A 23,068-nucleotide genomic window follows, 5' to 3' on the forward strand; every position below is an offset into this window, starting at 1 on the left:
ACCAGCAGGCCGCCGGCGGAAACGTCGGCGGCCTGTCCGCGTCCGCCACCGAGCCGGACGGCGACGAGGAACTGGACTACCTGGCCGCTCGGCTGGTCAACGGCAAGCTCGGTGGCGGGCCGGTCGAGGAGGCCGTCGACCTGGCCCGGATCGAGAAGGCGGTCCGGGAGATCCTGATCGCCGTCGGCGAGGACCCGGACCGGGACGGCCTGCGCCAGACGCCGGCCCGGGTGGCCCGGGCGTACGCCGAACTCTTCGCCGGGCTGCGGGTCGACCCGGCCCAGGTGCTCAGCACCACGTTCGAGGCCAACCACGAGGAACTCGTGCTGGTCCGGGACATCGACGTGATGAGCCTCTGCGAGCACCACCTGCTGCCGTTCCGGGGTTCGGCGCACATCGGCTACATCCCGGGTGAGAACGGCCGGATCACCGGGCTCTCCAAGCTGGCCCGGCTGGTCGAGGTCTACGCCCGCCGGCCGCAGGTGCAGGAGCGGCTGACCGCGCAGATCGCCGACCTGCTGATGGCCAGGTTGGAACCGCGCGGTGTGATCGTGGTGCTGGAGTGCGAGCACATGTGCATGGCGATGCGCGGCATCCAGAAGTCCGGCGCCAAGACCATCACCTCGGCCGTACGCGGACTGCTGCAACGGGACGCCAAGTCCCGCGCCGAGGCGATGGCCCTGATCCTCAACGCCAACCGCGCCATCTGACCGCCCGCCCCGTGCGACGCGGCGGCCAGGTCGACACCGCCCCGGTGGTAGCGGCATGCGCCCGTCGCCGCTGGCCGGCAGTTCGGTTTCCGTCGTGATGCCACAGCGGCATCATGATGACTCTGTGGCATCACGCTGATCGGGCATAGGCCAGCGTCCGGACGACCGCCGGCCGTGGCCGAAGCCCGACGCGCATCCCGCTAGCCGCGCCACCCGGCCAGGTAGACGCCGCCGAGGCAGAGTACGGCCAGCAGGCCCAGCAACGCCGTCACGAGTGCGCCGTAGAGCAGTACCCGGGTCCAGGGCAGCGGGCCGGCCCCGGGCAGCCGGGTCGCGGCGTCCGCCGCGTCCGCGGTCGCCCGGGCGTCCCGCAGCGCCGCCAGCACCGCCTGGGGGCCGCCGGCCATCGCCTGGCCGGCCGCCGCCACCTCCGGCTCGGATGGCACCAGGTCGGCCTCGGCGACGCCCAGCGCGCGCAGCCGGGACTGCTGGGGCACCAGCCGGGCCCGTATCCCGGCCAACTCCTCCCGGGCGCTGTGCACGCCCCGCTCCTGTTCGGCGGCGGCGGTGGCCGCGGACCGGCGTACCTCGTCCAGCCGCTGTGCGGCGGCCAGGTAGTCCTGCCAGGCGTCTCCGCTCACGGCGTACCCTCCCCGTCCGGTGTGCCGTACGGGACGACCAGGCTGGCCAGGTCGGTGCGGCGGTCGTAGAGCAGTGCCCGGCCGGGGCGGGGGTGCCACCCTACCGGTCGACCGAGCAGCCGGGTCACCTCCGGCTCGGGTACGTCGAGGAAGAGCAGCCCGTCGATGCCGGCCGCAGCCGCGTCGGTCGTCCCGGCAACGCTGCCGGGCTCCGGATCGGCGGGCGGTTCGGGCGTCGGCGGTACGGCGACCAGGTCGGTGAACGGGCCCACCGCCCGCCACCAGCCGAGCAGGTGTACGCCCCGGGCCGGGCCGTCGCGCAGCAGGGCCCGGAGCCGGTCGGCCGGCAGGTCGGCCGCCGCCAGCTCGTCCAGCCCGAAGGCGACCAGATAGCCGGGCCCGGCCAGCTCCAGCGCGGCGGCCAGCCCGGCGGCGTCCACCCGGCGGACCGGATGCCGCCGGGACAGCTCGGCGGCCAGCGCGTCGGCCGCCGGGTCGGGGCCTGGCGCGGCGATCACGAACTCGACGCTGCCGGCGGGATGCCGCGCGGCAAGTCCCCGGGCCGCGCCGGCCACGACTCCGGCACCGGCCGGATCCGGCCCGAGGACCGCGAGGTGCCGGCCCGGCGCCCGGTCGAGGGGCAGCTCCGCCGGGCGCGGCGACACGTCGACCAGCAGCCCGACCGGCGCACCCGCCGGCTCCGGGAGGTCAGCGCTCCCCGCCGGCCTGTCGGCTTCGGCCGGGTCCGGCTCGCCGGCCGGGACCGGAGGCGGCGGTGGGGTCAGGTAGCCGGTGAAGACGGCCGGTGCGGGCGTTCCGGCCGGCCGGTCCGTCCAGAGGCGGTGCCGGAGCCCGCTGAGCGCCCCCTGGTCGGCGTGCGGATCGGGAAACCGGATTGTCCGTTCGTGCCCCCGGGTGGCGCCACGCGGCCCGCCCAGCCCACCGGCGGTGTTCACCACCGCCGTGCCGAGCGGCAGCCCTGCCGCCGAGTCGTTCGCCGGCTCCAGCACGTCCGCGCCGCCGGGCAGCGCCACCCGGACCGGAAACTGCCCGAGGAACGAGTCCCGCCGGGCGCGCAACGCGGCCAGCGCCGGAGCCGGTCGGCCGGTCAGGATCAGGTGTACGCCCGCCGACCGCCCCCGCCGGGCCACCGACTCCAGCCGGGCCAGCGCCTCGGTACCGATCGCGTCCTCCTCGGCCAGCAGCAGCGCGTACTCGTCCAGCACGCAGAGGATCCGGGAGGTGGGGCGGCGGTCGGCGTCGGACCGCTGGGCGGGTACCGGCGCTGCGCCGGCCGGGTGGTCCGGCCCCACCGCCGCCCTCGGGGACGGGTCCGCCGCGCCACGGCGGTCCAGTTCGGCGTCGAGTTCGCGGAGCACCGCGAGGCCGTACTCCCGGTCGGCCTGCACCCCGACCGCCCGGACGTGCGGCAGCCACGGCCCGCCCGGCCCGGTACCGCCGGACCCGTCCGCCGGCACCGGCACGAAATCGGTGAACGCCGTCCCGTCGGCGAAATCGAGCAGATAGAGCGCCAACTCGTCGGGGTGGTAGCGGGTGCAGAGCCCGTAGAGGACGTTGACCAGGAAGGCGCTCTTGCCGGCACCGCCCCGGCCGCCGACCAGCCAGTGCGGGGTGCGCTCGTCGAAACCGAGCGGCACGGTCCGGTCACCGTCGTGCCCGACCGGGGTGCTCAGCCCGTCGGCCGCCGACTCGGTCCAGAACCCGTCCGACGGCTCCGGCAACAGGTCGTCGAGGGTACGCCGGTAGTCGGCGTGGAACCGCGCGGCCAGGTCCCGGCAGACCCGGTCCAGCAGCGGGGCCGGCGGGCACCCGTCGAGGAAGACCGGTGCGTTGAGACCGGTGCCCGGCAGGTGCGGCACCGGGGCGCTGAACGAGGCTCCGGGCGGATCGCCGACCAGCGCGTACGGGTTGCGCATCGCGATCATGGTGGATCGGGAGAGCGGTGCCTGGCTCGTCTGGACAGTCAGCGGCGGAGGGGGCCAGCCGGCCACGATCAGGTGCAGCCCCGCCTCGGGACCCTCCCTGGCCAGCGCGCCGATCCGGGCCAGGTCGCTCGCCTCGGTCAGCTCCGGCAGCGAGCCGACCACCACCAGCAGGGTACGGTCGTGCCGGTTGTAGCGGGCGGTGGCCGGCCGGGTGGGGCGTACCCACTGCTCGGCCTCGGCCAGCACGGACCGCAGGCCGGTGCGGTCGGTGACCGGCGGCGGCATCAGGCCGGCGTCGGCGAGCGACGCGAACGGCGCGAAGAGCCGGCCCTCGGCGGTGGCGTCGATGCCCCGCACCAGCAGCGAGCCGGCCGGGGCGGCGGCGAGCAGCCGGAGGAGTACGGACCGGAGCAGCCCGGCCACCCGGGGATCCCGGCTGTCCGCGTCGACGGTGAGGTGGCCGGTGCCGAGCAGCGGCACCAGCACCGGAAATCGGGCGTCGTCCAGCGGCTGGGCGGTGCCGATCCGCACGAAGGCCGGCTGGGCCGGGCCGCCGAGCGGGGCGTCCTCGGACTGGGCGTCCAGCGGCGCGCCGAGCCAGCCCGGGGCGAGTTGGCTCGCCGCCGCGCGCAGCCGTTCGGCGAGTTCATGCTGCTCCCGCTGGTCGGCCGGGATCGGCCGGATCGCCTCCAGGGCGGTGGCCGCGGCGGCGGTGGTGGCGGCGGCCCGGCGGTGCAGCACAGCCGCTGTGCCGGCGGCGGCCCGCCAGCGCAGCGTGGCGGCGTGCCCGGTCGATCCCCTCCAGGTGTCCACCGCACCAACTCCCTCGTCCTGGTCTGAGACGGTATCCCAGCGCGGCGGCAACTTCGCGGACCTGTGGGGATGGTCGTGGCACAGATAGCGGGCATAGCGGGTAGTTACCGCTTGCTCCCTTTTGGTTACCAAGCTGGAATTCACGCCCATTGGGTACGGAGGCGGCAGCGGCTAGCCTCAGGGGGTGGAATCAGTGCACCCCCCGGCCGATTCCCAGGTGTCCCGGGTACCCACCCAGCGGACCCCGCCCGGACAGGCCGCTCCCGAGCCGGTCGCACCGCCACCGGCGCCGCCTCGACGGCGGCTGGGCCTGGTGCTGGCGGTGGTCGGTGGTGCACTGGCACTCTTCTGCCTGGCCGGCGCCGCGCTCGCCTACGTCGCCTACGACCGGTTCACCGCACCCGATCGGAGCGCCCCGGACGTGGTGGTGGACAACTACCTGCGGGCCTTCCTGGTCGACGAGAACGACGTACTGGCCGAGCAGTTCGAGTGCGCCGAGGCCGCCGGTCTCGCCCCGCTGCGGGCGCTGCGCGCCGACCTGGCGGCCCGGGAGAAGCAGTTCCAGATCACCTTCGCGGTCAAGTGGGGGCCGCTGGACGTACGCACCCAGGGGGAGCGCGCCGAGGTCTCGGTGGAGCTGGTGATCTCGTACCTGGTGGACAACCTCTCGCAGACCGAGCACCAGCGGTGGCGCTTCGGCACCGAGCAGGACGACGGCTGGCGGGTCTGCGAGGCCAACCCGGTGGGCTGAGCCGCCGGGCCGTCACTCGATCCAGAGCAGGTGCACCGGTACCTCCAGGGTGGTCGGCGGGCGGCCGCTCCACGCCCAGCGGTACCAGTCGAGTTCGGCGGTGACCCGTACGCAGATGTCCCCGTCGTTGCTGGTGTAGACCTCGGTGACGGCGCGCAGGTCGCGCCGCTCGACCGCGTCGGCGACCTGGACCACCCGGCGGCCGGCGACCGCGTCCGCCTCGACCACCGGCACCGGGGCCCGGTGCGTCGGCGCGTCCAGCGACACCAGCCGGGAGATCACGTCCGGCCGGGCCGGTCGGGGGATCGGCGGTGTGCCGGCGTCCCACCCGGAGACCTCGCCGAGAGTCTCCACCCAGACCCGTTCCGCCGGCACCAGCGGGGCGAAGACCTCGATCTGCTCGGCCTCCGCCCGGTACCACTCGTGCTCGGCCAGCACCGGCACGTAGGTGCGGCTGCCCTGCACCACCCGCTCGTCCGCCCGCAGGTCGCCCCGCCAGCCGAGCCCGGGCAGCCCGACCAGCACCCGGCGACCGCGCAGGTCCACCCGGTCCGCGGCGGCGGCGATCACGATCGGTCGGGGCGGCGCCGGAGCCCAGTCGGGCTGGCCGGCGAACGGGTCGGGAAGTGGATCATGGCTCACGGATCGCTCGACCTACCTGTGGCTCCTCGACGGAACGCGCTCGGCGCCTGACACCGCTATTCTCCAGGCTCTCACCTCGACGGCAACACCGTGCGTGACGGTAGCCAACCAGAGGCGATCATCGGGCAGCCGGCCAGGACAGCAGCGGGTGCCGCCCCAGCCGCCGCCCGGATAGCGGAGATCCGGTCAGTCCAGGCCGTGCTCTCCCGGGGCGGTGTTGAGCACCCAGGCGAGCGGCATTGTGGCTCGCACCTGGTAGTGGGTGCCATCGAGCCGGTACATGGTGACGGTCTGACCTGGGTCCTGGTCGATGGTCCAGTACTGCGGGATGCCCGCGCCGGCATACTCGGCCGGTTTGGCGGCGGTGTCCATGGCAGCCGAGCCGGGCGAGATGATCTCAACCGCGAGCAGCACGTCCGCGACCGGCAGCCATACGGATTCGGCTTGCGCCTTGCTCCAGACGACCAGGTCGGGAATGCGACCGCCGACGCCGCCGGTCGCGCCGGGGATGCGCAGGCCGACCGCCTGGGCGACGCGGTCCGCCGGGATGCCGGCGGTGAGCAGCCAGCCCATGAGCCGGGTGGCGATGATCGCGTGCGTGTATCCGGCCGGTGGCATGACCGACAGCACTCCCTCAGGGCTGATCTCATACCGGTGGTGCTCGTCCGCAGCCATCATCGCGGTGAGGTCGTCAAGCGTGATCACCGTGGGCATGTGTCGACCGACGGCCTCTGCGCTCATGCACGCCATGTTACTGCCGGGCAGAGCTTGTGGGGCCTGGTCGGGGCCGGTAGCGATTGAGGACAAGCCGCCACCGTCATCGTCCTGGCTTCTCGGCGACGAAGACGCCACGACCTGGGCGGCCGACCAGGATTCCGCGCTGGCGGAGCCGGGCGGTGGCGCGCTGGATAGTTGCGGGCGAGACGCCGTACTGGTCCGCGAGCTTCTGGCCGGACGGTAGTTGGGACCCAGGTGGAAATTCCTTCCGCTCGATCCTCGCGAGGAGGTCTTCGAGCAGCTCATCCATTGTCGGCGGGATAGGCACAGGTCGCCCCTTGCGGTTCGGTTGGCCCATCCAGTATCGATCATGGATCTGACGTAGGCAACGTATCTGCCAGCTCTGAGCAAGGTGATGAGGTGAGCAAGAAGAGGTAGTGAGTATGTTGACTGAGATGGTGAGGTGCAGTAGCGTCACTGACGTCGGGAAACGATGTCTTTGCGGTCGGTTGGCACCTTTCGCAGGGGCGATGCACCCGTAGAACAACCAGGAAAGTTGACCGGCGGCCAGCACGGCTGCCCCTGTTGCCGTACCGCCGATCTGGGCTGCGGTGGCCGGGGCGGGGGTGGTCCGGCCGGACCCGAAACGGCCGGGCCCACCCCCTCCAGCACAGGGAACAAGGACAGGGAACAGGACGGAACACCTCAGGCGAAAGGATGGACGGACGTGCGGCAACTCCTTCGACGCATCCTGACAGGATCGAGAGGAGCCGACCGGTTGTCTTCAGTGCTCGGCGAGCGGCGCGCTCGGCCGTACCAGCCGATGCGGCCCTGGCAGGTGCGGGGCCGGCGGTTCCGGACCACCTGGCGTGGCCTGGACCCGGGCGAGGTCGCGGCTTTTCTCGACCGGGTCGCCGACGACCTCGGCGGCGTCTATGCCCAACTCTCCAGCAGCCAGGAGGAGGCGGCCCGGATCAAGGACGCGCTGCGGCGCTGGCAGTCCGCCCAGGCGCCGAGCATGCGCGAGATGGCGCGACGGTGAGCGTCGAACTGCACCGGTACGTCATCCACCTGCCGATCGTCACGACCGACCTGCTCCGGGCCTGCGTCCTGGCCCGGACCGTCGCTCGGGCGCTGACGTTCCTGTGCGTGGACGTGCCGGAGACCACCGTCTCGGAAGAGCGGAACCAGGACGTACGCCATCGGGTCTTCTGCACCCGGCTGCTGCCGAACGGCCGGCGCTGCGGGCTGCGGATCGACCACGAGATTCCGTGCACCCCACGGGTGCGGCGCCGGTCGATATGACGACGGTGGTGGTCTGCGCCGACTGCGCCGGGGCGCCCGGACCTGGCGGCCGAGCCTGGTCGGGCGACCCGGTCCCGTTCACGTCTACCCCGACTTCGCCCCGGACGCCGGCCCCGGGCCTGCTACAGCTCAGCCGGACCCGGTGAGCGGTGCGCCCCGGTCCCGCATGAACGGCACCGGGTCGGTGGCGCCGTGCCTGCTCCGGTCACCGCGCAGGTGCACCTCGAAATGCAGATGCGGCCCCGAGGAGTTGCCGCTCGATCCGACCCGACCGATCACCTGCCCGGCCTCCACCATGTCGTTCTTAGAAACCATCGGTCTGCTGACCATATGGCAGTACCGGGTGATCACGTTGCCCGCGTGCAGGATATCGACGTACCAGCCGCAGCCGCCCTTACCCGGGAAGCCGTCGACGTCGCAGCTCAACCGGCCGCGCCGATCCGGGTCGCAGCGGGACACCAGTACCCGGCCGGCGGCCGCCGCCCGGATCTGGGTGGTGTACTTCGCCGCGCCGATGTCGACGCCGTTGTGCGACGGCCGGCTGGCGGTACGGAATCCGGAGCCGACCGCACCCGGGATCGGCGCGGTCCAGCCCGAGGCGGCGATCTCCGCCCCGTCGGCGCAGCCGAGCCCGAGGTCGGTACCGGCGGCCCGGGCGGCCCCACCGGTCAGCGCGTTCACGATCTCGGTCGCCAGGGGCTCGTGCTTGGCGTACGCGTCCGGGAAGGCGCTGACCTGTACCGCCTGGGCGGCCCGGGTCAGCGACCGCTTCTGCCAGTTCCGGACGGTCTTCAACTTCTCGTAGAACTTCCGGGCCGCGTACTCCGGGTTGCGGATCTGCTCCGGGGTGCCCCAGCCGGTGCTGGGTCGCTGCTGGAAGAGCCCGAGCGAGTCGTGGTCGTTGCGGTCGCCGAGGTGACCGAGGTTGGTCAGGCCGGACTCCTGCATCGCGGTGGCGACCGCGATCACCCAGGCCCGGGGCGGCAGGCCCATCTCCCGGCCGACCTTGATGATGATCGCCGCGTTCCGCATCTGGCTCGTCTTGTACGGCCCGATCAGCGGCAACTCGCCTTCGATCTTGATCGGGTCGGTGTCGCCGCAGCCGAAGGTGGCCGCCGCCAGGTTCTCCTCCTCGGAGGCGAACATGGTCACCAGGAACGCACCGGTGCCCCCGACGCAGCAGAGCAGCGCGAGTACCCCGGTCAGCGCCGTCGCCAGCGCGACCCGGCGTACCGGCCGCCGGGCCGGACCGCGGTCGGTCATCCCTCACCCACCTCCCCGCGCCCGCTCAGCGCCGTTGCCAGTCCACCGTGTCGACCCGCCAGCGGCCCTCCAGCGCCACCAGGCCGAGCCGGAGTTCGCCCGAGTCCACCGGTACGACCACCTCGACCAGGCTGTCGTTCTGGGGTACGACCAGCAGCTCGCCGGTGATCCGCTCGGCCGGCACGGTGGCCGGGTCGACGCCGGTCAACTGCTCGGCCAGGTTCTCGGTGACGAGCGGGTGCAGCCCCGCGTGCCACTCGTCGGCGGTCACGTCGCGGTGGTCGAGCCAGGCGGTGGCGAACGACCGGGCCACCTGCGCCGGCTCGGGCGCGCCGGGACTGGTCCGCGGCGACGGCTCCTCGGTCACGGTCAGCCCGTCGTCGCCGGCCGCCGGGTCGGTGACGCTGATCGGGCCGGGAGTTCCGCCGATCAGTCCGGGCCGGCCGTCGCCGGGGCCGGCGACCAGCCGGGCCGCGCCGACGATGCCGACGACGACCACGGCGATCACGACCGCGATCCCGAGCCGGGACCGGAGGAGCCGGGTGAAGAGGAACTCGACGGCCCGCCGCATCGGGTCACCTCGCCTCGGAGCGGATCCGGGGCGCCGGGGCAGGTGCCGGGTCGGGCGCGGGTGCGGAATCGGGGCGGTAGATCACGTAGGAGGGGTTCTCCACCGGTACGTCGGGCTCGGTCCACTCCGCGGGCCGGCGCCGGGACGGCCGACCCCGGCCCGGTCGCGAACCGGACCCGCCACCCGGGGCGTCCGCCGGGGGCGTGTCGGGCGGGTCGGTACCCCGGTCGGTGCTGGTCTCCGAGCGGCTGCCGGCGGCGCTCTGCGCCGGGTCCTCGTGCCGGGCCTCCGGGCGTATGTTGGTCTGCTGGACCAGCACGTTGCGGTTCTTGACCCGGACGTCGCGCTCCTCGGACTCGTTCTCCAGTCGGGACGCCGACCGGACGTCCCGGAAGAACCGGCGGTGCCACGAGCCGGCCGAGCCGATCACCTCGGTGCTGTCCCGGCCGCCGCCGAGTTGGGTGATCCGGCGGTACGGCCGCAGCAGCAGCCAGCCCACCACTCCGCAGAGCCAGACCAGCACCACCTGGAGCCAGCCGGGAATGGTGGGGGTACTCATCACCAGGTCGACGGCGAAGAGATAGATCGCCGCGCCGGTGCCGAAGATGGCGATGTTGAACACGGCGGCCACCACGGCGTTGCCCAGCCGGCGCAATCCGGCGCTGGCCGGGCGGAGCAGCCCGACCGTGCCGAGCACCGGGGCGGCGATCACCGCCCACCGGAAGAGCAGGAAGCCGAGCAGCACCAGCAGCGACGCCGTCAGGTCGAACATTGCGAAGAGGATCGCGGCGAGGATGGCGATCAGCCCGGCGCCGATCCGGTCGGAGTCGCGGGCGCCGCGCAGGTACTCGTACGCCTCCGGGTCCTCCTGATGGATCTGCTCGGCAACCTTCATCCACTGTTCTTGCTTGGCCTCGACGGCGGCGGGCCGGGTGCCCGGGTTGGCGGCGATCCGGGCGGCCTCCTCCCAGGTGAACGCCTTGGCGTCGTAGAGCGCCCGGCCGTACTTGCGGGCCGTCTCGCTGTCCGAGGAGCCGAGCGCGCCGCGCAGCCAGTTGCGGTAGAGCATGGTCTCGGTCGCGGTGTCGCCGGCCCGCAGCGCCGGCGGCCGGTTGTCCTTGCAGGCGGCGGGACTGAGCGAGCCGCACCGGTCGGCCGGGATGCTCTTGTCCCGGGGGCCGACCGCCTCGTGCACCACGTTCAGTGTGGTGACCAGGGTGCCGTCCGCGACGTTGGCGGACCGGACCGGCCAGGCGGCGATCGCGGTCACCGCGACCATCACCAGCACCGCCCAGCCGGCGGTGGTCATCGCGTTGCTCATGTCGGACTGCCGGGAACGCCAGAGCAGGTAGATGCCGACGATGCAGAGGGTGATGATGCCGAAGACGCTGAAGACCCGCTCGTAGACCGCCTTGGTGGCCTGCTCGACCAGCGGATCCGCCCAGTCCCACATGGTGCTCGGGTCCCAGGCGCGCTCGCGCAGCGCGTTCGAGGCGCCGATGATCGCGGCGGCGATCCGGATCTCGCCGTCCGCGATCTTGTTGAACACCTTGCTGCCCGGGTCGATCACGTCCGAGGCGCAGCCGCCGGTGTCGTCGTACGTCTCGTAGCTGTAGCCGGCGTTGCCGTACTCGGTGTACATGCCTTTGACGCCCGGCTTGCCGCTCGCCTCCGGCCGGGTGGCGAACCAGCCGCCCAGCCCCTGGTCCGGGGCGCTCGGCGTGGGAGCCTTGACGCAGTCGCGGATGTTCTGCCCGACGTCGGCGAGCCGGTCGACGCAGTCCCGGAAGTTCGCCTCCCACTCGGCGGTGGTGCAGAGCGCGACCTTGGCCCGGCTCGGGACCGGCGCGGCCGAGGCGGGCGCGGCGCCGAGCGCCGGCCAGACCAGCGTGGCGGTCGCCAGCACCCCGATCGCCAGCAGCAGGGCGGCGAGGCGGGCTCCGTTCCTCGTCGGACCCTTTCCAACTCCGACAGCGGGGCGCCGGCGGCCACGGCGGACCGCGAGTGGCGGTTGGAAACGGTCCATCGGTCAAGCCTCCAGGTCCGCGACGGGGGAGGGCAGGTTGGTCGCGGCGGCCTTCGCCGTGACCGGGGTGGTGTCCAGGTGGTCGAGCAGGCCGGGCACGTACGAGACGTCGACGCGTACCTTCTGCACCCGGCCGTCGACGTCGCGCATCACGAACTCCCGGAAACCGAGCCGGTCCGCCGAGGAGGCGTCCACGCTGGACAGTGAGGCCAGGGTCGCCTCGTAGCCGTCGTTGACCGGCACCCGGAGCAGCCGCAGCGCCTCGGAGGCGATGTCGACGTCCTCGGCGATCCGGCCGACGAAGACGGTGGAGACCAGGTTCTGCACGTCGAGGCCGAGGATGTCCTTCGGGTTCTGCGAGGAGACCAGCGCGGCGAGGTTCCACTTCCGGGAGTCCCGGGCCAGCCGGACCAGGAACGACCGGCCGGAGCGCCAGCCCTCCATGAAGTGCGCCTCGTCCAGGCCGACCAGCTTCCGCGACGACATCGCGCCGCCGTAGCAGCGGCGTACCGCCAGCCGGTGCGCGGTGTGCAGCATCGGCAGCGCCAGCGCCTCCTCGGCCGACCAGTACTCCCGCTCGATCTTCAGGTCGGGGAGCCGGAGCCCGGCCATCGTGATCACGGTCAGCGTGGCGTCGGCACCGAGCAGCCCCTCCGGCGGCCGGCCGAAGAAGAGCAGCGCCAGCGGCATCTCGGCGGTGTCCAGCAGCAGGTTGGCCAGCTCCCGGCCCTCGTCCTCCAGCCCGGCCAGGCAGGCCACCACGTCGTCCAGCGTGGAGGTCTCCTCGGCCGGCACCTGGCGTACGGCGTGCCGGAACAGCGTCGCGGTGGACGCCTCCCGGGCCACCTGCGGGGGTACCAGCATCATGCAGATGTCCTGTACCAGCATCCGCCGCTCGGCCCGGGCGTTGGAGACCGCGATCTGGAACTCCCGGTCACCGGCCGAGCCGGTGGGAAACTCGCTGCGCAGCGGCGTCGGGATCAGCGCGTACGGCGCCAGGGTGCCGTGCTCGGAGCCGGTCAGGTTCAACACCCGGGAGTAGGGACGCAGCTCCGGCATCGCGCAGAGCCGGGCCAGCGGGCCGGACGGGTCGAGCAGGGTCACCTGCACCCCGCGCCGGGCGGCCAGATAGCCGAGCGCGCCGAGCAGGGTCGACTTGCCACCGCCCGGCTCGGCGACGAAGACGGCGAGGCCGGAGCGCTCGCGTACCTCCATCGGGAAGTGCATGTCGAGGAAGACCGGCCGGCGGCAGGTGCCCGCCGTCCGCCCGATCAGGTCGCCGCGCCGGTCGCCGACCGTGGAGGCGGCCTGCGGCAGCGCGGCGGCGAGCAGGTTGACCGGCATCCGGCGCAGGTAGCCGGTGTTGGCGATCGGTTCGCCGGGAATGAACTCCCGGGCCAGCCAGTCCTGGTTCTTCGGATGCTGGAGCGAGATCCGCAGCTCCCGCGAGTAGAGCTGGATCAGCCGCCGGGCCCGCTCCAGGCACTCCTCCCGGGTCCGCCCGCCGACCGCGATCCGGTGCCAGCCGTGCGCCCGGGCCGATTCCACCGGCAGCCCGGTGGTCATCTCGTCGCCGATCACCAGGGCCCGCTTGGCCAGCCGCTCCAGCTCGGGCGGGGCGTCGATGCCGTGCTCGGCGTAGTCGAGCTGCTGGGAGCGGATCATCCGCAGCCGGTGTTCGAGGTTGCGGAACGAGTCGCCGGGGCCGAGGATGTCGACCCGGGTGGAGAGCTCCATCGGCCAGGGCAGCCGCTCGTGGAAGTGCAGCCACGGCTCGTGCCGCTCCGGGATCTCCAGCGGCTCCATCCGGCCCACCGCGAGGACGGCGACGTGCCGCTCCTCCCCGGTCACCCGGTTGACCAGCTTCACCGTCGACCCGTACGGGGTGCGGTAGCGCTCCACCTGCTCGGTCAGGGCGAGCAGGTCACCGCGTTCCCAGCGGCCGTTGGTGACCGGCGAGAGCTGGCCGGGCGGGGCCATGCAGAGCGCCACGGAGCGGTACATCAGCCACTCCAGCTCCTCGGCGGAGACCTGCCGCCCGCGCATCCCGAACGCGCCGAGCACCTCGTCGAACTGCTCGACGGTCCGGCCCAGCTTGCGCCGCTCCCCGTCGGCGACGCCCCGGCCGAAGGCCCGGAGGATCCGCTCGGCCAGCGAGTTGCCGAGCGACCGGCGGGCGAAGGTGACGCCGAGATAGGTCTGCCCCTCGGCGTGGTTGACCGAGAGCAGGTGCCGCTGGGCGGCGACCAGGTGGTCCGACCAACTCGGCGCGCCGGGCACGGTGGCCAGCGGCTGCGGGGTGTGCTGGTCGATCGTCCGGGCCCACTCGTCGGCCGGGAACGGCCGGGTGGTCCGGCGCAGGTGCAGCCGGAAGCCGGCGAGGCCGGCGTACTGCTCGGAGATGGCCGAGAGCAGCGCCTCCCGTTCGGCGTCCGGCCGGAACGCCCAGCGCACCTCCGGCAGCCAGTACCACGCGGTGACGGTGTTCGGGGTGAAGGTCAGGTGACCGGCGATCTCGGTGATGGCCAGCTCGACGGCGGGATCCCGGTCGCCGAAGCGGAGCTTCGGGGCTCGTACCCGTTGCGGTTCGGTCAGCGGTTGCGGCCGGGCCGGCTTCGGCGTGCTCCGCCGCTGCTTCGGGGTGACCGGCCCGGGGTCCCGGTCCGCTGGCCTGGCGGCTCGCCGGGCCGGCTGCTCGGCGGGCTCGCGGACGATCGGCAGCGCACCGGAGTGCTCGCCACCGCGCTGCTGCGGCGCCGGTCTCGGCCGCCCCGGGTGCGCCTCGGCCGGCGCGCCGGCCAGTGCCCCGGCGGTGCCACCCGGGACGGCGCGGGGGGCCGCCGGTTCGGCCGGCCAGCCGGCGCCACCGGCCGGGTCGGGGTCGAGGCGGACCGGTTCCACCGGCCGGAGGGTGCCGTCGGCCCGGGCGTCGGTGATGTCGTCGTGCACCGGCCGGGCCGCCGGGGCGGCCGGCGGGGCTTGCCGGGCGGTGGGCTGGCCGGGCGCCGCCTCCGGCCGGGCCGGCGGGGCTGCCGGCGGGAGTTCGTCCGGCTGCCAGGCCGGCAGGCCGACGGCGGCGTCCGGATCCTCGCCCCAGCGTCCGCGTGGCTGCGGTGCGGGCGGGCGGTGTGTGGGGCGGGGCGCCGGGGCGGCCGGCGACGCGGGCTGGACCGGGCCGCCGAAGAGGTCGAGGAAGGGGGAGTCGATGTCCGGGTGCTCGACCGGGGCCGGTGACCGGGCCGGCGGCGCGGCGGCGGGCCGGGCCGGGCGGTTCCGGGCCGGTGGCTGCGGTGCCTGGAAGACCGCGACCCCGCCGTGGCCGGTGTTGCTGAGCAGCGCGGCGTCGTACTCGTTCTCTTCGGCCAGCTCAGACGGGGGGTAGCCGGAGGACTGCGTACCGTTACCAGGATTGTCGGCCGGGCGACCTGCCGGGTGCGACGAGCCCGGCCGGGTGGGGCGGGTCATGCCGCCGCCTCGCCCGGCCCGACGGGCTCCACCGGGAAGCGGCAGAGGAATCTGGTTCGCTCGGTCACGCCGTCACCTCGCTGCGGTCGGTCATGTCAACTGCTCCCGGATCCGGATACGGGTCGCGACCAGTCGGGGGTCGCGCTGTTCTGTCGCCGGTTCGCGGGTGCGCCGCCAGTCGGTCAGTGCCGTCCGGATCACCATCCGGGCGGGCCGATCGGGGTCGACGTACCGGAAGACGAACGAGGTGGTGACGATCGCGAGCGCGATCTCCCAGGCGGGGATCAGCTCGACCTTGAGCGTGAAGAGCCAATGAATGAACATGAAGAGCGGCACCAGCAACATGAACAGCCCGTACTGCGTGTAAGGCAGGTGGATGGGCAGTGTGTAGCCGGGCGGCCCCAGGTAGACCAGGCGGGCCCGATAGATGTCGTCGTCGGTGCGCAGCCGCATCTCGTGCTCCGCGGTCTATTCGAAGATCAGGTTGATCAGGTTCTCGCCGACGAAGAACAGCGTCGCCGCCCCGGCGATGAAGGCCAGGCCGAGTAGCGCGATCGCCGAGCTGGTCAGCACCTTGGAGACCTCGCCCTTGCTGGCCCGGCCGATGAAGATCACGCCGAGTACGGCGAGCAGGATGGGCGCGATGTTGGTGGCGAAGAAGCCGACGATCCCATCGGTGTCGATATTGCCCTCGGGCTCGGCCGCCGTCACGAGCGCGAGGGTGTGGAGCGCGTGCGTGGCAGCCGGCCATGCCGTCTCCACCAGCTCCATGGCGAACATCGGAATCCTCCCCGGGTGCGGCGACGCCTCGCCTCCGCACTGCTGTCAAGCCCGGTCAACCGGGTCGGTCGTGGGGTGTTGATCGACCCTGCGTCTCGCAATCACCGCGAAGGGTGATGGTTTGTGGGCATCTTTGTCCTAATTCGGCCCATCTCTTAAGTTCTGGCATCTGGCTGATGCGAGCGTACGGCGCGTGCCTGTTTGGAACAAGCGGCGCCGAGTGCCACCGATCCGTCCCGACCGGGCAGTTTTCACGTGCCCGCCCGTCCCCCGGATCCGAGCAAGATCGGGCTGCTGCCGGGAAGGGGTGGCCTGCCCGCCGGGCCGAGTGGGCACCTTCACCGGGTAGCGCGATCCGGGGGCGACCTGGGTGGCGACCGGGCAGGTGGGTAGCGTCGAGCCGTGACCGAGTCAGTCCAGGGGGCCGCCGCGACCGGTGGTGGGTCGCCGGGCGACGGCGGGCCGCTCCGCTCTTCCCGGCCGGTGGTGATGGGCGTCCTCAACGTCACGCCCGACTCCTTCTCCGACGGCGGCCGCTACGCCGACCTCGACGCCGCGGTACGGCACGGGGTGCAGATGCACGCCGAGGGCGCCCAGCTCGTCGACGTGGGCGGCGAGTCCACCCGGCCCGGCGCGGACCGGGTCGACGCGGAGACCGAGGCCGCCCGGGTGCTGCCGGTCATCCGGGAACTCGCCGCCCGGGGAGTGCCGATGAGTGTCGACACCTACCGGGCCGGTGTCGCCGCCGCCGCGCTGGCCGCCGGCGCGACCGTGGTCAACGACGTCTCCGGTGGACTCGCCGATCCGGACATGGCCAAGGTGGTCGCCGAGGCGGGCTGCCCGTGGATCCTGATGCACTGGCGCGCGCACGCCAAGCGGATGCAGGAACTCGCCCGCTACACCGACGTGGTCACCGACGTACGGGCCGAGCTGGCGCAGCGAATCGAGGACGCCCTCGCCGCCGGGGTCGCCGCCGACCGCATCGTGATCGACCCGGGCCTCGGCTTCGCCAAGCGGCCGGCCGACAACTGGCAGCTCACCGCCCGGCTGCCGGAGCTGCTGGCGCTCGGCTATCCGCTGCTCTTCGGGGCCAGTCGCAAGTCGTACCTGGGTACGCTGCTGGCCGGCCCGGACGGCACGCCACGGCCGACCGGCGGGCGTACCGCCGCCACGGTCGCCACCAGCGTGCTGGCGGTCGCGGCCGGCGCCTGGGGGGTACGGGTGCACGACGTACGGGAGACCGTGGACGCGCTCGCGGTCTGGGCCGCCAGTGGCCGGCCCCGGCTGGTGACCGGGGAGGTGGCCGGATGACCGGGCCAGCCGGCGAAGGCGGTCGGCCCGCCGGGCCATCCGGTCCGGGCACCGACCGGATCGTGCTGACCGGGCTGCGGGCGCGTGGCCGGCACGGCGTCTACGACTTCGAGCGCGCCCAGGGCCAGGACTTCGTCGTCGACGTGGTGCTGGAACTCGACCTCACGATGGCGGGCCGCTCCGACGACGTGGCCGACACCGTGCACTACGGCGAGCTCGCCGAGCGGCTGGTCGCGATCGTGACCGGCGAGCCGGTCAACCTGATCGAGACGCTGGCCGAGCGGCTCGCCGCCGCCTGTCTCGCCGATCCACGGGTACTGGTCACCTCGGTCACCGTGCACAAGCCGCAGGCGCCGATCCCGCACGACTTCGCCGACGTGGCGGTGACCGTGACCCGGCGGAGGTGACATGACCCGGGCCGTGCTCTCGCTCGGCAGCAACCTCGGCGACCGGCTCGGACACCTGCGCGCGGCGGTGACCGGGCTGCGGGACGTCCTCCTGGTGGCCTCCGGGGTCTACGAGACGCCGCCGTGGGGCGAGGAGGACCAGCCGGCGTACCTGAACGCCGTCCTGCTGGTCGCGGACGACGCGGCCGGCCCGCGCGACTGGCTGGACCGGGCCCGGGCCGCCGAGACGGCGGCCGGCCGGGTCCGCGACCCGGAGCGCCGGTTCGGGCCACGCAGCCTCGACGTGGACGTGATCGCGGTCTGGTCGGCCGACGGCGAGCCGGTGTGCAGCGACGACCCGGAGCTGACCCTGCCGCACCCCCGGGCCCACCTGCGGGCGTTCGTGCTCCGGCCGTGGATCGACATCCAGCCGTACGGGCGGCTGCCCGGCCACGGCTGGCTGACCGACCTGATGTCGACCGAGCCGGTCGCCACCGACGTGCTGGACGTGCGCCCCCGCCCGGATCTGCGGATAGAGTCGGATTGACGGTGACCGCGGTGCGGACCGGACGGGTCCGCCGGCCTGCGCGATCCGGTGCCGACGAGCGGAGTGAGGAAGAGTTGTGACCGAGCGCAGACCCCCGACGCGCGGCCCGGCCCCCGAGCGCGGGCGGATGGGTCCGACCAGACCCGCCTCCCTGGTGGTGGCCGGACTCGCCTCGGCGGCCCTGGCCTGGTTGCTGGTCAGCAGCTTCTACAGCCACATTCCGCCGCTGCCCTGGCTGCCCATCGTCACCCTGCTCGCGCTCGCCGCCCTGGAGGGGTACGCCGCCGCGAACACCAGGGCCCGGATCGAGCGCAAGCCCGGCCGGGATCCGGTCGACCCGCTGGCGGTGGCCCGGTTCGTCGTACTGGCCAAGGCGTCGGCGCTGGCCGGGTCGATCTTCGCCGGCTTCTACGCCGGGCTGGACGTCTGGCTGCTGATCGAGCGGACCCGGGCGGCCGCCAACGACGTACCGGCGGCCAGTGCGGGACTCGGCGCCTCGCTCGCCCTGGTCGGCGCGGCGCTCTGGTTGGAGCGCTCCTGCCGGGTACCCGATCGTGATGATCAAGATTCACAGCGTGACGACGTGGGTCGGCGCGACGAGCGCTGAGCAGGTCGCGCGCCGAATCGACGCGCACCGGGGGTGACGGCCGGGCGTGCACGCGGGTACGGTGCCTCCGACCGGGCCAGATCCGCTCGCTTCACTGGATCGGGCCCAGTCCGACCGCTCCGGTCCCGGATGCCGCCCCGGGTCGGAGCCTGTTCGGCGGGACGAAACAGGAGGCGCGCGCAATGGCGTACGACGATTCGATCTATCGGCGACGGGACCCCGGAACGGATCCGGTGGGTACCAGCGAGCGGGAGGATCCCCGGTACGGCGGTGACCCCGGGTACGACGCCGACACCCGTACGTCGTCGAGCCACCTCACCGGACGGTTCATGGGTGGTGAGCCGGCCGTCGCGGCCGACCCGGAGCCGGTCGAGCCGACCAGGCGGCGGAACGTCTCGCCGGCCGCGCTGGAGAACGTCTTCGACGATCCCGCGCACGGCGAGCCCGGCCGGGACCGGATCGCCGTGCACCTGCTCTGGGAGCTGGTGCTGCTGGTCGTGGTGGCGGTGCTGCTCTTCCTGTGCAACCGGGACTATCCCGACCTGCTCCGTGGCGCGCAGCGGGAGAGCCTGCTGGTCTTCGGTACCGCGATCGGGCTGCTCACCCTCGGCGCCGGGCTGACCCTGCGGATCGCCGCCCCCAATCTCGCGCTGGGTCCGGTCGCGGTCGCCGCCGCGCTGCACTTCGCGGAGAACTCCGACCGGGGTGTCGTCCAGGCGATGCTGCCGGCGCTGGCCGCCGGGGTGGCCGTCGGGCTGGTGATCGCGGTACTGGTGGTGGGCTTCCACGTGCCGGGCTGGGCGGCCAGCCTCGCCGCCGGACTCGCGGTGATCGTCTTCATCGAGCAGCGGAGCGCACCGGTCGACGTGCAGGGCGAGTACGACCCGACCCAGCACGCGGTCTACCTCTTCGCCGGCTTCGCCGCCGTCGCCGTGCTGGCCGGCCTCTTCGGCACCGTCAAGACGGTACGCCGGGCCGTCGGCCGGTTCCGGCCGGTGGGTGACCCGGCGCTGCGCCGGGGCGGGGCCGCCGGAGTCATCGTCACGCTCGGCCTGGTGCTGTCGACGGTCTTCGCGGTCGCCGCCGGGATGCTGCTCGCGTCCGGCGGCACCGGGCCGGTGGCGCCGACCACCGGCATCGAGTGGACCGGTCTGGCCATGGGTGCCGCGCTGCTCGGCGGCGCCAGCGCCTTCGGGCGGCGGGGCGGGATCGCCGGCGGGCTGCTCGCGACCGTCGCGCTGGCCCTGTTCATCCGGTACGCCGACGAGCGTGACCTGGACATCGCGCCGACCGCCCTCGCCGCCGTGCTGGTGGCCGCCGGTCTGGTGGTGACCCGGCTGATCGAGGCGAACGGCCGCCCCCGGTCGTACGCCGAGCGGGACCGGGACTGGGTGGAGGAGCCGCCGACGGCGAGGGCGAGCTGGGACACCACCCAGCCCCAGCCGCCGGAGCCGTGGACCTCCTCGCTGCCCGGCCAGCCGACCGACCGCTGGGGCGGCGACCGCTGGGACGCGCCGGACCGGTGACCCGGGTGGCTGCCGGTCGAGAGCCGTAGTCCGACCGACGCTGGGACGCCCGCAGACCGGTGATCCGTCGGGGGCGGGGGTGCGGCTTGCGGCGGTTCGGGCGGATAGGCTCGGCGTTATGACGGAATCGGATCCCGAGTCTCGTACCACGCCGACCTTTGCCGAGCTGGATGCGCTGTCCACGGAGGAGTTGCGCGAGCGGGCCTTCGCGCTGGCCCGGGAACGGCGGGACATCGGCTTCTTCTGGTCGGTGATCCGGCACCTGCCGAACGCGGACGAGGCGGCGGCGCTGGACGGCTCGCCGAACGCGGCCGGACCGACCGTGGACGAGGCGGTCGCGCTCTGGCGGGAGTTCACCGGCCACGGCTACGAGGAGACCGCGCCGCTGCTCCGCGCCGCGTTCATCGACTATCTACAGAAGCACTGACCGGGACGCCGGCCGGGTGGATCCGCCGGCGGGAACGAGTCCGGTAAATCGCGCTATCGGTACGCCAATAGTGTGCATCGGTTGAAGTCAGGCGCATTCCGGGAAATCCGGCACCGGGTTTCGCGATCAGATTCCGCTGGGAATTACCCCGTGCATGGCTCTCACCAATAGGTACAAGACGGCCACGGGTGCGGGCACGCTCGCCGCACTCGTACTGGTCCTGGTCTTCGGCGGCCCCTGGTACGCCGACTGGGCCCGGGACGAGACCGACCCCGACACGGCGGGTGGCTGGTTCCTCCGGCTGCTCGCCTGGCCGGCCTGGCGGTTCGACTCGGACGACACGATCCAGAACGTCATCGCCGCCGACCTCAAGGCCATCCTGGTGGTGGTGCTCACCTGGGTCTTCCTCTACCTGCTGCCCGGCTCGCAACTGGCCCGGGCCCGGGGCACCCTCAGCCAGTTCCTCGCGGGCTGGTCGGCGTACGTCTTCGCCGGTGCGTTCGCGGCGCTGTTCGCCACGCTGATCGGCAGCAACCCGTCACTGCTGGGCGCCTTCCAGGCTGCCGGCAGCGGTGCCGCGTACGGCTTCTTCGTCGGCTGGATCATCGGCCTGGCCACCCTCGGCGGCTGGCGGGGCCGGCACTGAGTTCGCGCCGTGCCCGGGCACGACCTCGGCCCCCTGGGCGGGCGGACGCCCGCCCGACGGCGCCCGGAGTGACCGTTCGCCTCCCTCCCGCGACCGGATCACTCGGGGCGCCGGGTGCCGGCGGTGCCGGTGGTGTTCGCGCCGGTCGACCGGGGGATGTCCTGGACGGGCGACGTCGGCCTGCCCGCCGCGTCCGGAGATGGACGGGGCCGGCCCGCCCGGGCGGGGCGCCGGAGAGCGGCTATCCGCCGACCGGGTCGGCCGGGTAGTCGATGCTGAGGATCTGGTGCCGGCTCACCGTCCCGACCGGCTCGCCACCCTCGCCGGTCACCCGGGCGTCGTCCGAGTTGGTCCGCAGCAGCACCGCCAGCGCGTCGTAGAGCGACGACCCGAGCGGCACGGCCGGCAGCCCGCCGATGGTGGCCGGGTCGGCCGGCAGCGGACGGAGCAGGTCCCGGGTGACCGGGGTGACCGCGAGCCGCCGGATCGCCCGGTCGGTCCCGACGAACTCTCGGACGAACGCCGAGGCCGGCTCGCCGAGCAGGGTCGCCGGGTTGGCGTACTGCTCCAGCCTGCCGCCCTGGGAGAGCACCACGATCCGGTCACCGAGCCGGACCGCCTCGTCCAGGTCGTGGGTGACCAGCACGATCGTCTTGCGTACCTCTGCCTGGAGCCGCAGGAACTCCTCCTGGAGCCGGGCCCGCGCGATCGGGTCGACGGCGGAGAACGGCTCGTCCATCAGCAGCACCACCGGATCGGCGGCCAGGGCCCGGGCCACCCCGACCCGCTGCCGCTGGCCACCGGAGAGCTCGTGCGGATAGCGCGGGCCGAAGGTGGCCGGGTCGAGACCGACCAGGTCCAGCAGCTCCGTGGCGCGTTGCGCGATCCGGGCCTTCGGCCAGCCGAGCAGTCTCGGCACGGTGCCGACATTCGTGGTGATGGTCTGGTGCGGGAAGAGCCCGACGTTCTGGATCACGTAGCCGATCCGCCGCCGCAGCCGTACCGGATCGGCCCGGGTGACGTCCTCGTCGCCGAGCAGGATCCGCCCGGAGGTCGGCTCGATCAGCCGGTTGATCATGCGGAGCACGGTCGACTTGCCGCAGCCGGACGGCCCGATCAGTACGACCAGCTCGCCGGCCTTGACCTCCAGACTCAGCTCGCCGACCGCCACCGTGCCGTCGGGATACTGCTTGCGTACCTGGTCGAGGGTTATCGCGGCGGCACCCGTGGTGCCGGCGGGCCCGGCGGAGCCGGCCTCCGGGGTAACGTCCACGTATGTCCTTCCGGGTGATCGACCGGGCTGACCCGGGTAATCCGTGGTTCTCCTGGGACTATGTGCAGGGCAATTCGGAGACCATCCTCGCCGCACTGCGGGAGCACGCCTCCCTCACCGCCCAGGCCGTGCTGATCGCCGCCCTGGTGGCGATCCCGCTCGCCGTGCTGGCGTACTGGTTCCGGCCGCTCACCGGGCCGATTCTCGCACTCTCCGGTGTGCTGTACACGATCCCGTCGCTGGCGCTCTTCGCCTTCGTCGCACCGTACCTCGGGACGGGGACGGCGACGGTGCTGCTCGGGCTGGTCCTCTACGCCCTGCTGCTGATCATCCGGAACGCGCTCGCCGGCCTCAACCAGGTGCCGGCGGAGGTCCGGGACGCGGCCCAGGGCATGGGGTACGGCCGGTTTGCCCGACTGCTCCGGATCGATCTTCCGCTGGCGTTGCCGGGCATCTTCACCGGCCTGCGCCTGGCGACCGTCTCCACGGTGGCCCTGGTCACCGTCGGGGTACTGGTCGGGCACGGCGGGCTCGGGCAGCTCATCCTCGGCGGGTTCCGGAACAACTTCTTCAAGGCCGAGATCATGACCGGGACGCTGCTCTGCGTACTCCTGGCCCTGGTGCTGGACCTGGTCCTCGCCGGCCTCGGTCGGCTGCTCACCCCGTGGGCACGGCGTCGGGGAGCCGCTGGGTGAGCGCGAGGAGTGAGCCGGTG

At 73.3% G+C, this 23,068-nt stretch carries 23 protein-coding genes and 1 pseudogene; 12 read left to right on the top strand and 12 right to left on the bottom strand.

Annotated elements, in window-relative coordinates; translation table 11 throughout:
* Positions 1-32: 32 nt before the first annotated feature.
* Positions 33-710, top strand: a complete 678-nt coding sequence (gene folE / locus ACSMXO_RS02085) for a GTP cyclohydrolase I FolE (RefSeq protein WP_346259168.1) — start codon at positions 33-35, stop codon at positions 708-710.
* Between the two features lie 200 nt (positions 711-910).
* On the opposite strand, the gene ACSMXO_RS02090 is transcribed toward folE, so the two are convergent.
* Both ACSMXO_RS02090 and ACSMXO_RS02095 read right to left on the bottom strand, forming a co-directional pair.
* Positions 911-1,351 carry a hypothetical protein gene (locus tag ACSMXO_RS02090; protein ID WP_346259087.1) on the bottom strand — a complete coding sequence of 147 codons (441 nt, stop codon included), beginning with the start codon at positions 1,349-1,351 and terminating at the stop codon, positions 911-913.
* A complete protein-coding gene (locus ACSMXO_RS02095) occupies positions 1,348-4,110 on the bottom strand; it encodes an FtsK/SpoIIIE domain-containing protein (protein WP_455416509.1) in 2,763 nt (920 codons plus the stop codon). Before ACSMXO_RS02095 ends, ACSMXO_RS02090 begins: the two co-directional genes overlap by 4 nt.
* A 193-nt stretch (positions 4,111-4,303) precedes the next feature.
* Between ACSMXO_RS02095 and ACSMXO_RS02100 the strand changes: the two genes are divergently transcribed.
* A complete protein-coding gene (locus tag ACSMXO_RS02100) occupies positions 4,304-4,861 on the top strand; it encodes a hypothetical protein (RefSeq protein ID WP_455419145.1) in 558 nt (185 codons plus the stop codon).
* A gap of 12 nt (positions 4,862-4,873) precedes the next feature.
* Here ACSMXO_RS02100 and ACSMXO_RS02105 read toward each other — a convergent pair whose 3' ends face one another.
* From ACSMXO_RS02105 to ACSMXO_RS02115, 3 genes are all read right to left on the bottom strand, one after another.
* A complete protein-coding gene (locus ACSMXO_RS02105) occupies positions 4,874-5,503 on the bottom strand; it encodes a hypothetical protein (RefSeq protein WP_346259086.1) in 630 nt (209 codons plus the stop codon).
* 186 nt (positions 5,504-5,689) lie between these two features.
* A complete protein-coding gene (locus ACSMXO_RS02110; protein WP_455416510.1) occupies positions 5,690-6,244 on the bottom strand; it encodes a Uma2 family endonuclease in 555 nt (184 codons plus the stop codon).
* Positions 6,245-6,320: 76 nt separating this feature from the next.
* Positions 6,321-6,548 (bottom strand): winged helix-turn-helix domain-containing protein, encoded by a 228-nt coding sequence (locus ACSMXO_RS02115; RefSeq protein WP_455416511.1) that lies wholly within the window; start codon positions 6,546-6,548, stop codon positions 6,321-6,323.
* A gap of 495 nt (positions 6,549-7,043) precedes the next feature.
* Here ACSMXO_RS02115 and ACSMXO_RS02120 point away from each other — a divergent pair, with 495 nt between their 5' ends.
* A complete protein-coding gene (locus tag ACSMXO_RS02120; RefSeq protein ID WP_455419146.1) occupies positions 7,044-7,262 on the top strand; it encodes a DivIVA domain-containing protein in 219 nt (72 codons plus the stop codon).
* Positions 7,259-7,525, top strand: coding sequence for a hypothetical protein (locus ACSMXO_RS02125; protein ID WP_455416512.1), 267 nt, complete (start codon positions 7,259-7,261; stop codon positions 7,523-7,525). The genes ACSMXO_RS02120 and ACSMXO_RS02125 overlap by 4 nt, the downstream gene beginning before the upstream one ends.
* A gap of 129 nt (positions 7,526-7,654) precedes the next feature.
* On the opposite strand, the gene ACSMXO_RS02130 is transcribed toward ACSMXO_RS02125, so the two are convergent.
* The 6 genes and pseudogenes from ACSMXO_RS02130 to ACSMXO_RS02155 form a co-directional block, all read right to left on the bottom strand.
* Complete coding sequence (locus tag ACSMXO_RS02130; protein ID WP_346259082.1) at positions 7,655-8,788, bottom strand: peptidoglycan DD-metalloendopeptidase family protein; 1,134 nt, start codon at positions 8,786-8,788, stop codon at positions 7,655-7,657.
* 25 nt (positions 8,789-8,813) lie between these two features.
* Complete coding sequence (locus tag ACSMXO_RS02135) at positions 8,814-9,359, bottom strand: hypothetical protein (protein WP_455416513.1); 546 nt, start codon at positions 9,357-9,359, stop codon at positions 8,814-8,816.
* A 4-nt stretch (positions 9,360-9,363) separates the two neighbouring features.
* A complete protein-coding gene (locus ACSMXO_RS02140) occupies positions 9,364-11,385 on the bottom strand; it encodes an MFS transporter (RefSeq protein WP_455416514.1) in 2,022 nt (673 codons plus the stop codon).
* Between the two features lie 3 nt (positions 11,386-11,388).
* Positions 11,389-14,421: pseudogene (locus ACSMXO_RS02145) on the bottom strand (ATP-binding protein); the annotation flags it as partial.
* A gap of 519 nt (positions 14,422-14,940) precedes the next feature.
* Entirely contained in the window at positions 14,941-15,303 is a 363-nt protein-coding gene (locus ACSMXO_RS02150) for a hypothetical protein (protein ID WP_346259078.1), read from the bottom strand.
* Between the two features lie 15 nt (positions 15,304-15,318).
* Entirely contained in the window at positions 15,319-15,630 is a 312-nt protein-coding gene (locus ACSMXO_RS02155; protein WP_346259077.1) for a hypothetical protein, read from the bottom strand.
* A gap of 489 nt (positions 15,631-16,119) precedes the next feature.
* Between ACSMXO_RS02155 and folP the strand changes: the two genes are divergently transcribed.
* From folP to ACSMXO_RS02190, 7 genes are all read left to right on the top strand, one after another.
* Positions 16,120-16,941, top strand: a complete 822-nt coding sequence (gene folP, locus ACSMXO_RS02160; RefSeq protein ID WP_455419147.1) for a dihydropteroate synthase — start codon at positions 16,120-16,122, stop codon at positions 16,939-16,941.
* The gene (gene folB / locus ACSMXO_RS02165; RefSeq protein WP_455416515.1) at positions 16,938-17,348 is read left to right on the top strand and encodes a dihydroneopterin aldolase; all 411 of its coding nucleotides are present in this window, start codon (positions 16,938-16,940) and stop codon (positions 17,346-17,348) included. Before folP ends, folB begins: the two co-directional genes overlap by 4 nt.
* A gap of 1 nt (position 17,349) precedes the next feature.
* The gene (folK, locus tag ACSMXO_RS02170) at positions 17,350-17,874 is read left to right on the top strand and encodes a 2-amino-4-hydroxy-6-hydroxymethyldihydropteridine diphosphokinase (RefSeq protein WP_346259075.1); all 525 of its coding nucleotides are present in this window, start codon (positions 17,350-17,352) and stop codon (positions 17,872-17,874) included.
* Positions 17,875-18,001: 127 nt separating this feature from the next.
* Complete coding sequence (locus tag ACSMXO_RS02175; RefSeq protein ID WP_455419148.1) at positions 18,002-18,481, top strand: DUF3180 domain-containing protein; 480 nt, start codon at positions 18,002-18,004, stop codon at positions 18,479-18,481.
* Between the two features lie 182 nt (positions 18,482-18,663).
* Positions 18,664-20,007 carry an ABC transporter permease gene (locus ACSMXO_RS02180; RefSeq protein ID WP_455416516.1) on the top strand — a complete coding sequence of 448 codons (1,344 nt, stop codon included), beginning with the start codon at positions 18,664-18,666 and terminating at the stop codon, positions 20,005-20,007.
* Positions 20,008-20,125: 118 nt separating this feature from the next.
* Positions 20,126-20,434 carry a hypothetical protein gene (locus ACSMXO_RS02185; RefSeq protein WP_455416517.1) on the top strand — a complete coding sequence of 103 codons (309 nt, stop codon included), beginning with the start codon at positions 20,126-20,128 and terminating at the stop codon, positions 20,432-20,434.
* Positions 20,435-20,588: 154 nt separating this feature from the next.
* Entirely contained in the window at positions 20,589-21,080 is a 492-nt protein-coding gene (locus ACSMXO_RS02190; protein ID WP_455416518.1) for a hypothetical protein, read from the top strand.
* A gap of 241 nt (positions 21,081-21,321) precedes the next feature.
* On the opposite strand, the gene ACSMXO_RS02195 is transcribed toward ACSMXO_RS02190, so the two are convergent.
* Positions 21,322-22,353, bottom strand: a complete 1,032-nt coding sequence (locus ACSMXO_RS02195) for an ABC transporter ATP-binding protein (protein ID WP_455416519.1) — start codon at positions 22,351-22,353, stop codon at positions 21,322-21,324.
* 2 nt (positions 22,354-22,355) lie between these two features.
* Here ACSMXO_RS02195 and ACSMXO_RS02200 point away from each other — a divergent pair, with 2 nt between their 5' ends.
* Complete coding sequence (locus tag ACSMXO_RS02200) at positions 22,356-23,048, top strand: ABC transporter permease (RefSeq protein ID WP_455416520.1); 693 nt, start codon at positions 22,356-22,358, stop codon at positions 23,046-23,048.
* Positions 23,049-23,068 lie beyond the last annotated feature (20 nt).

The sequence above is a fragment of the Plantactinospora sp. DSM 117369 genome (assembly GCF_053764795.1).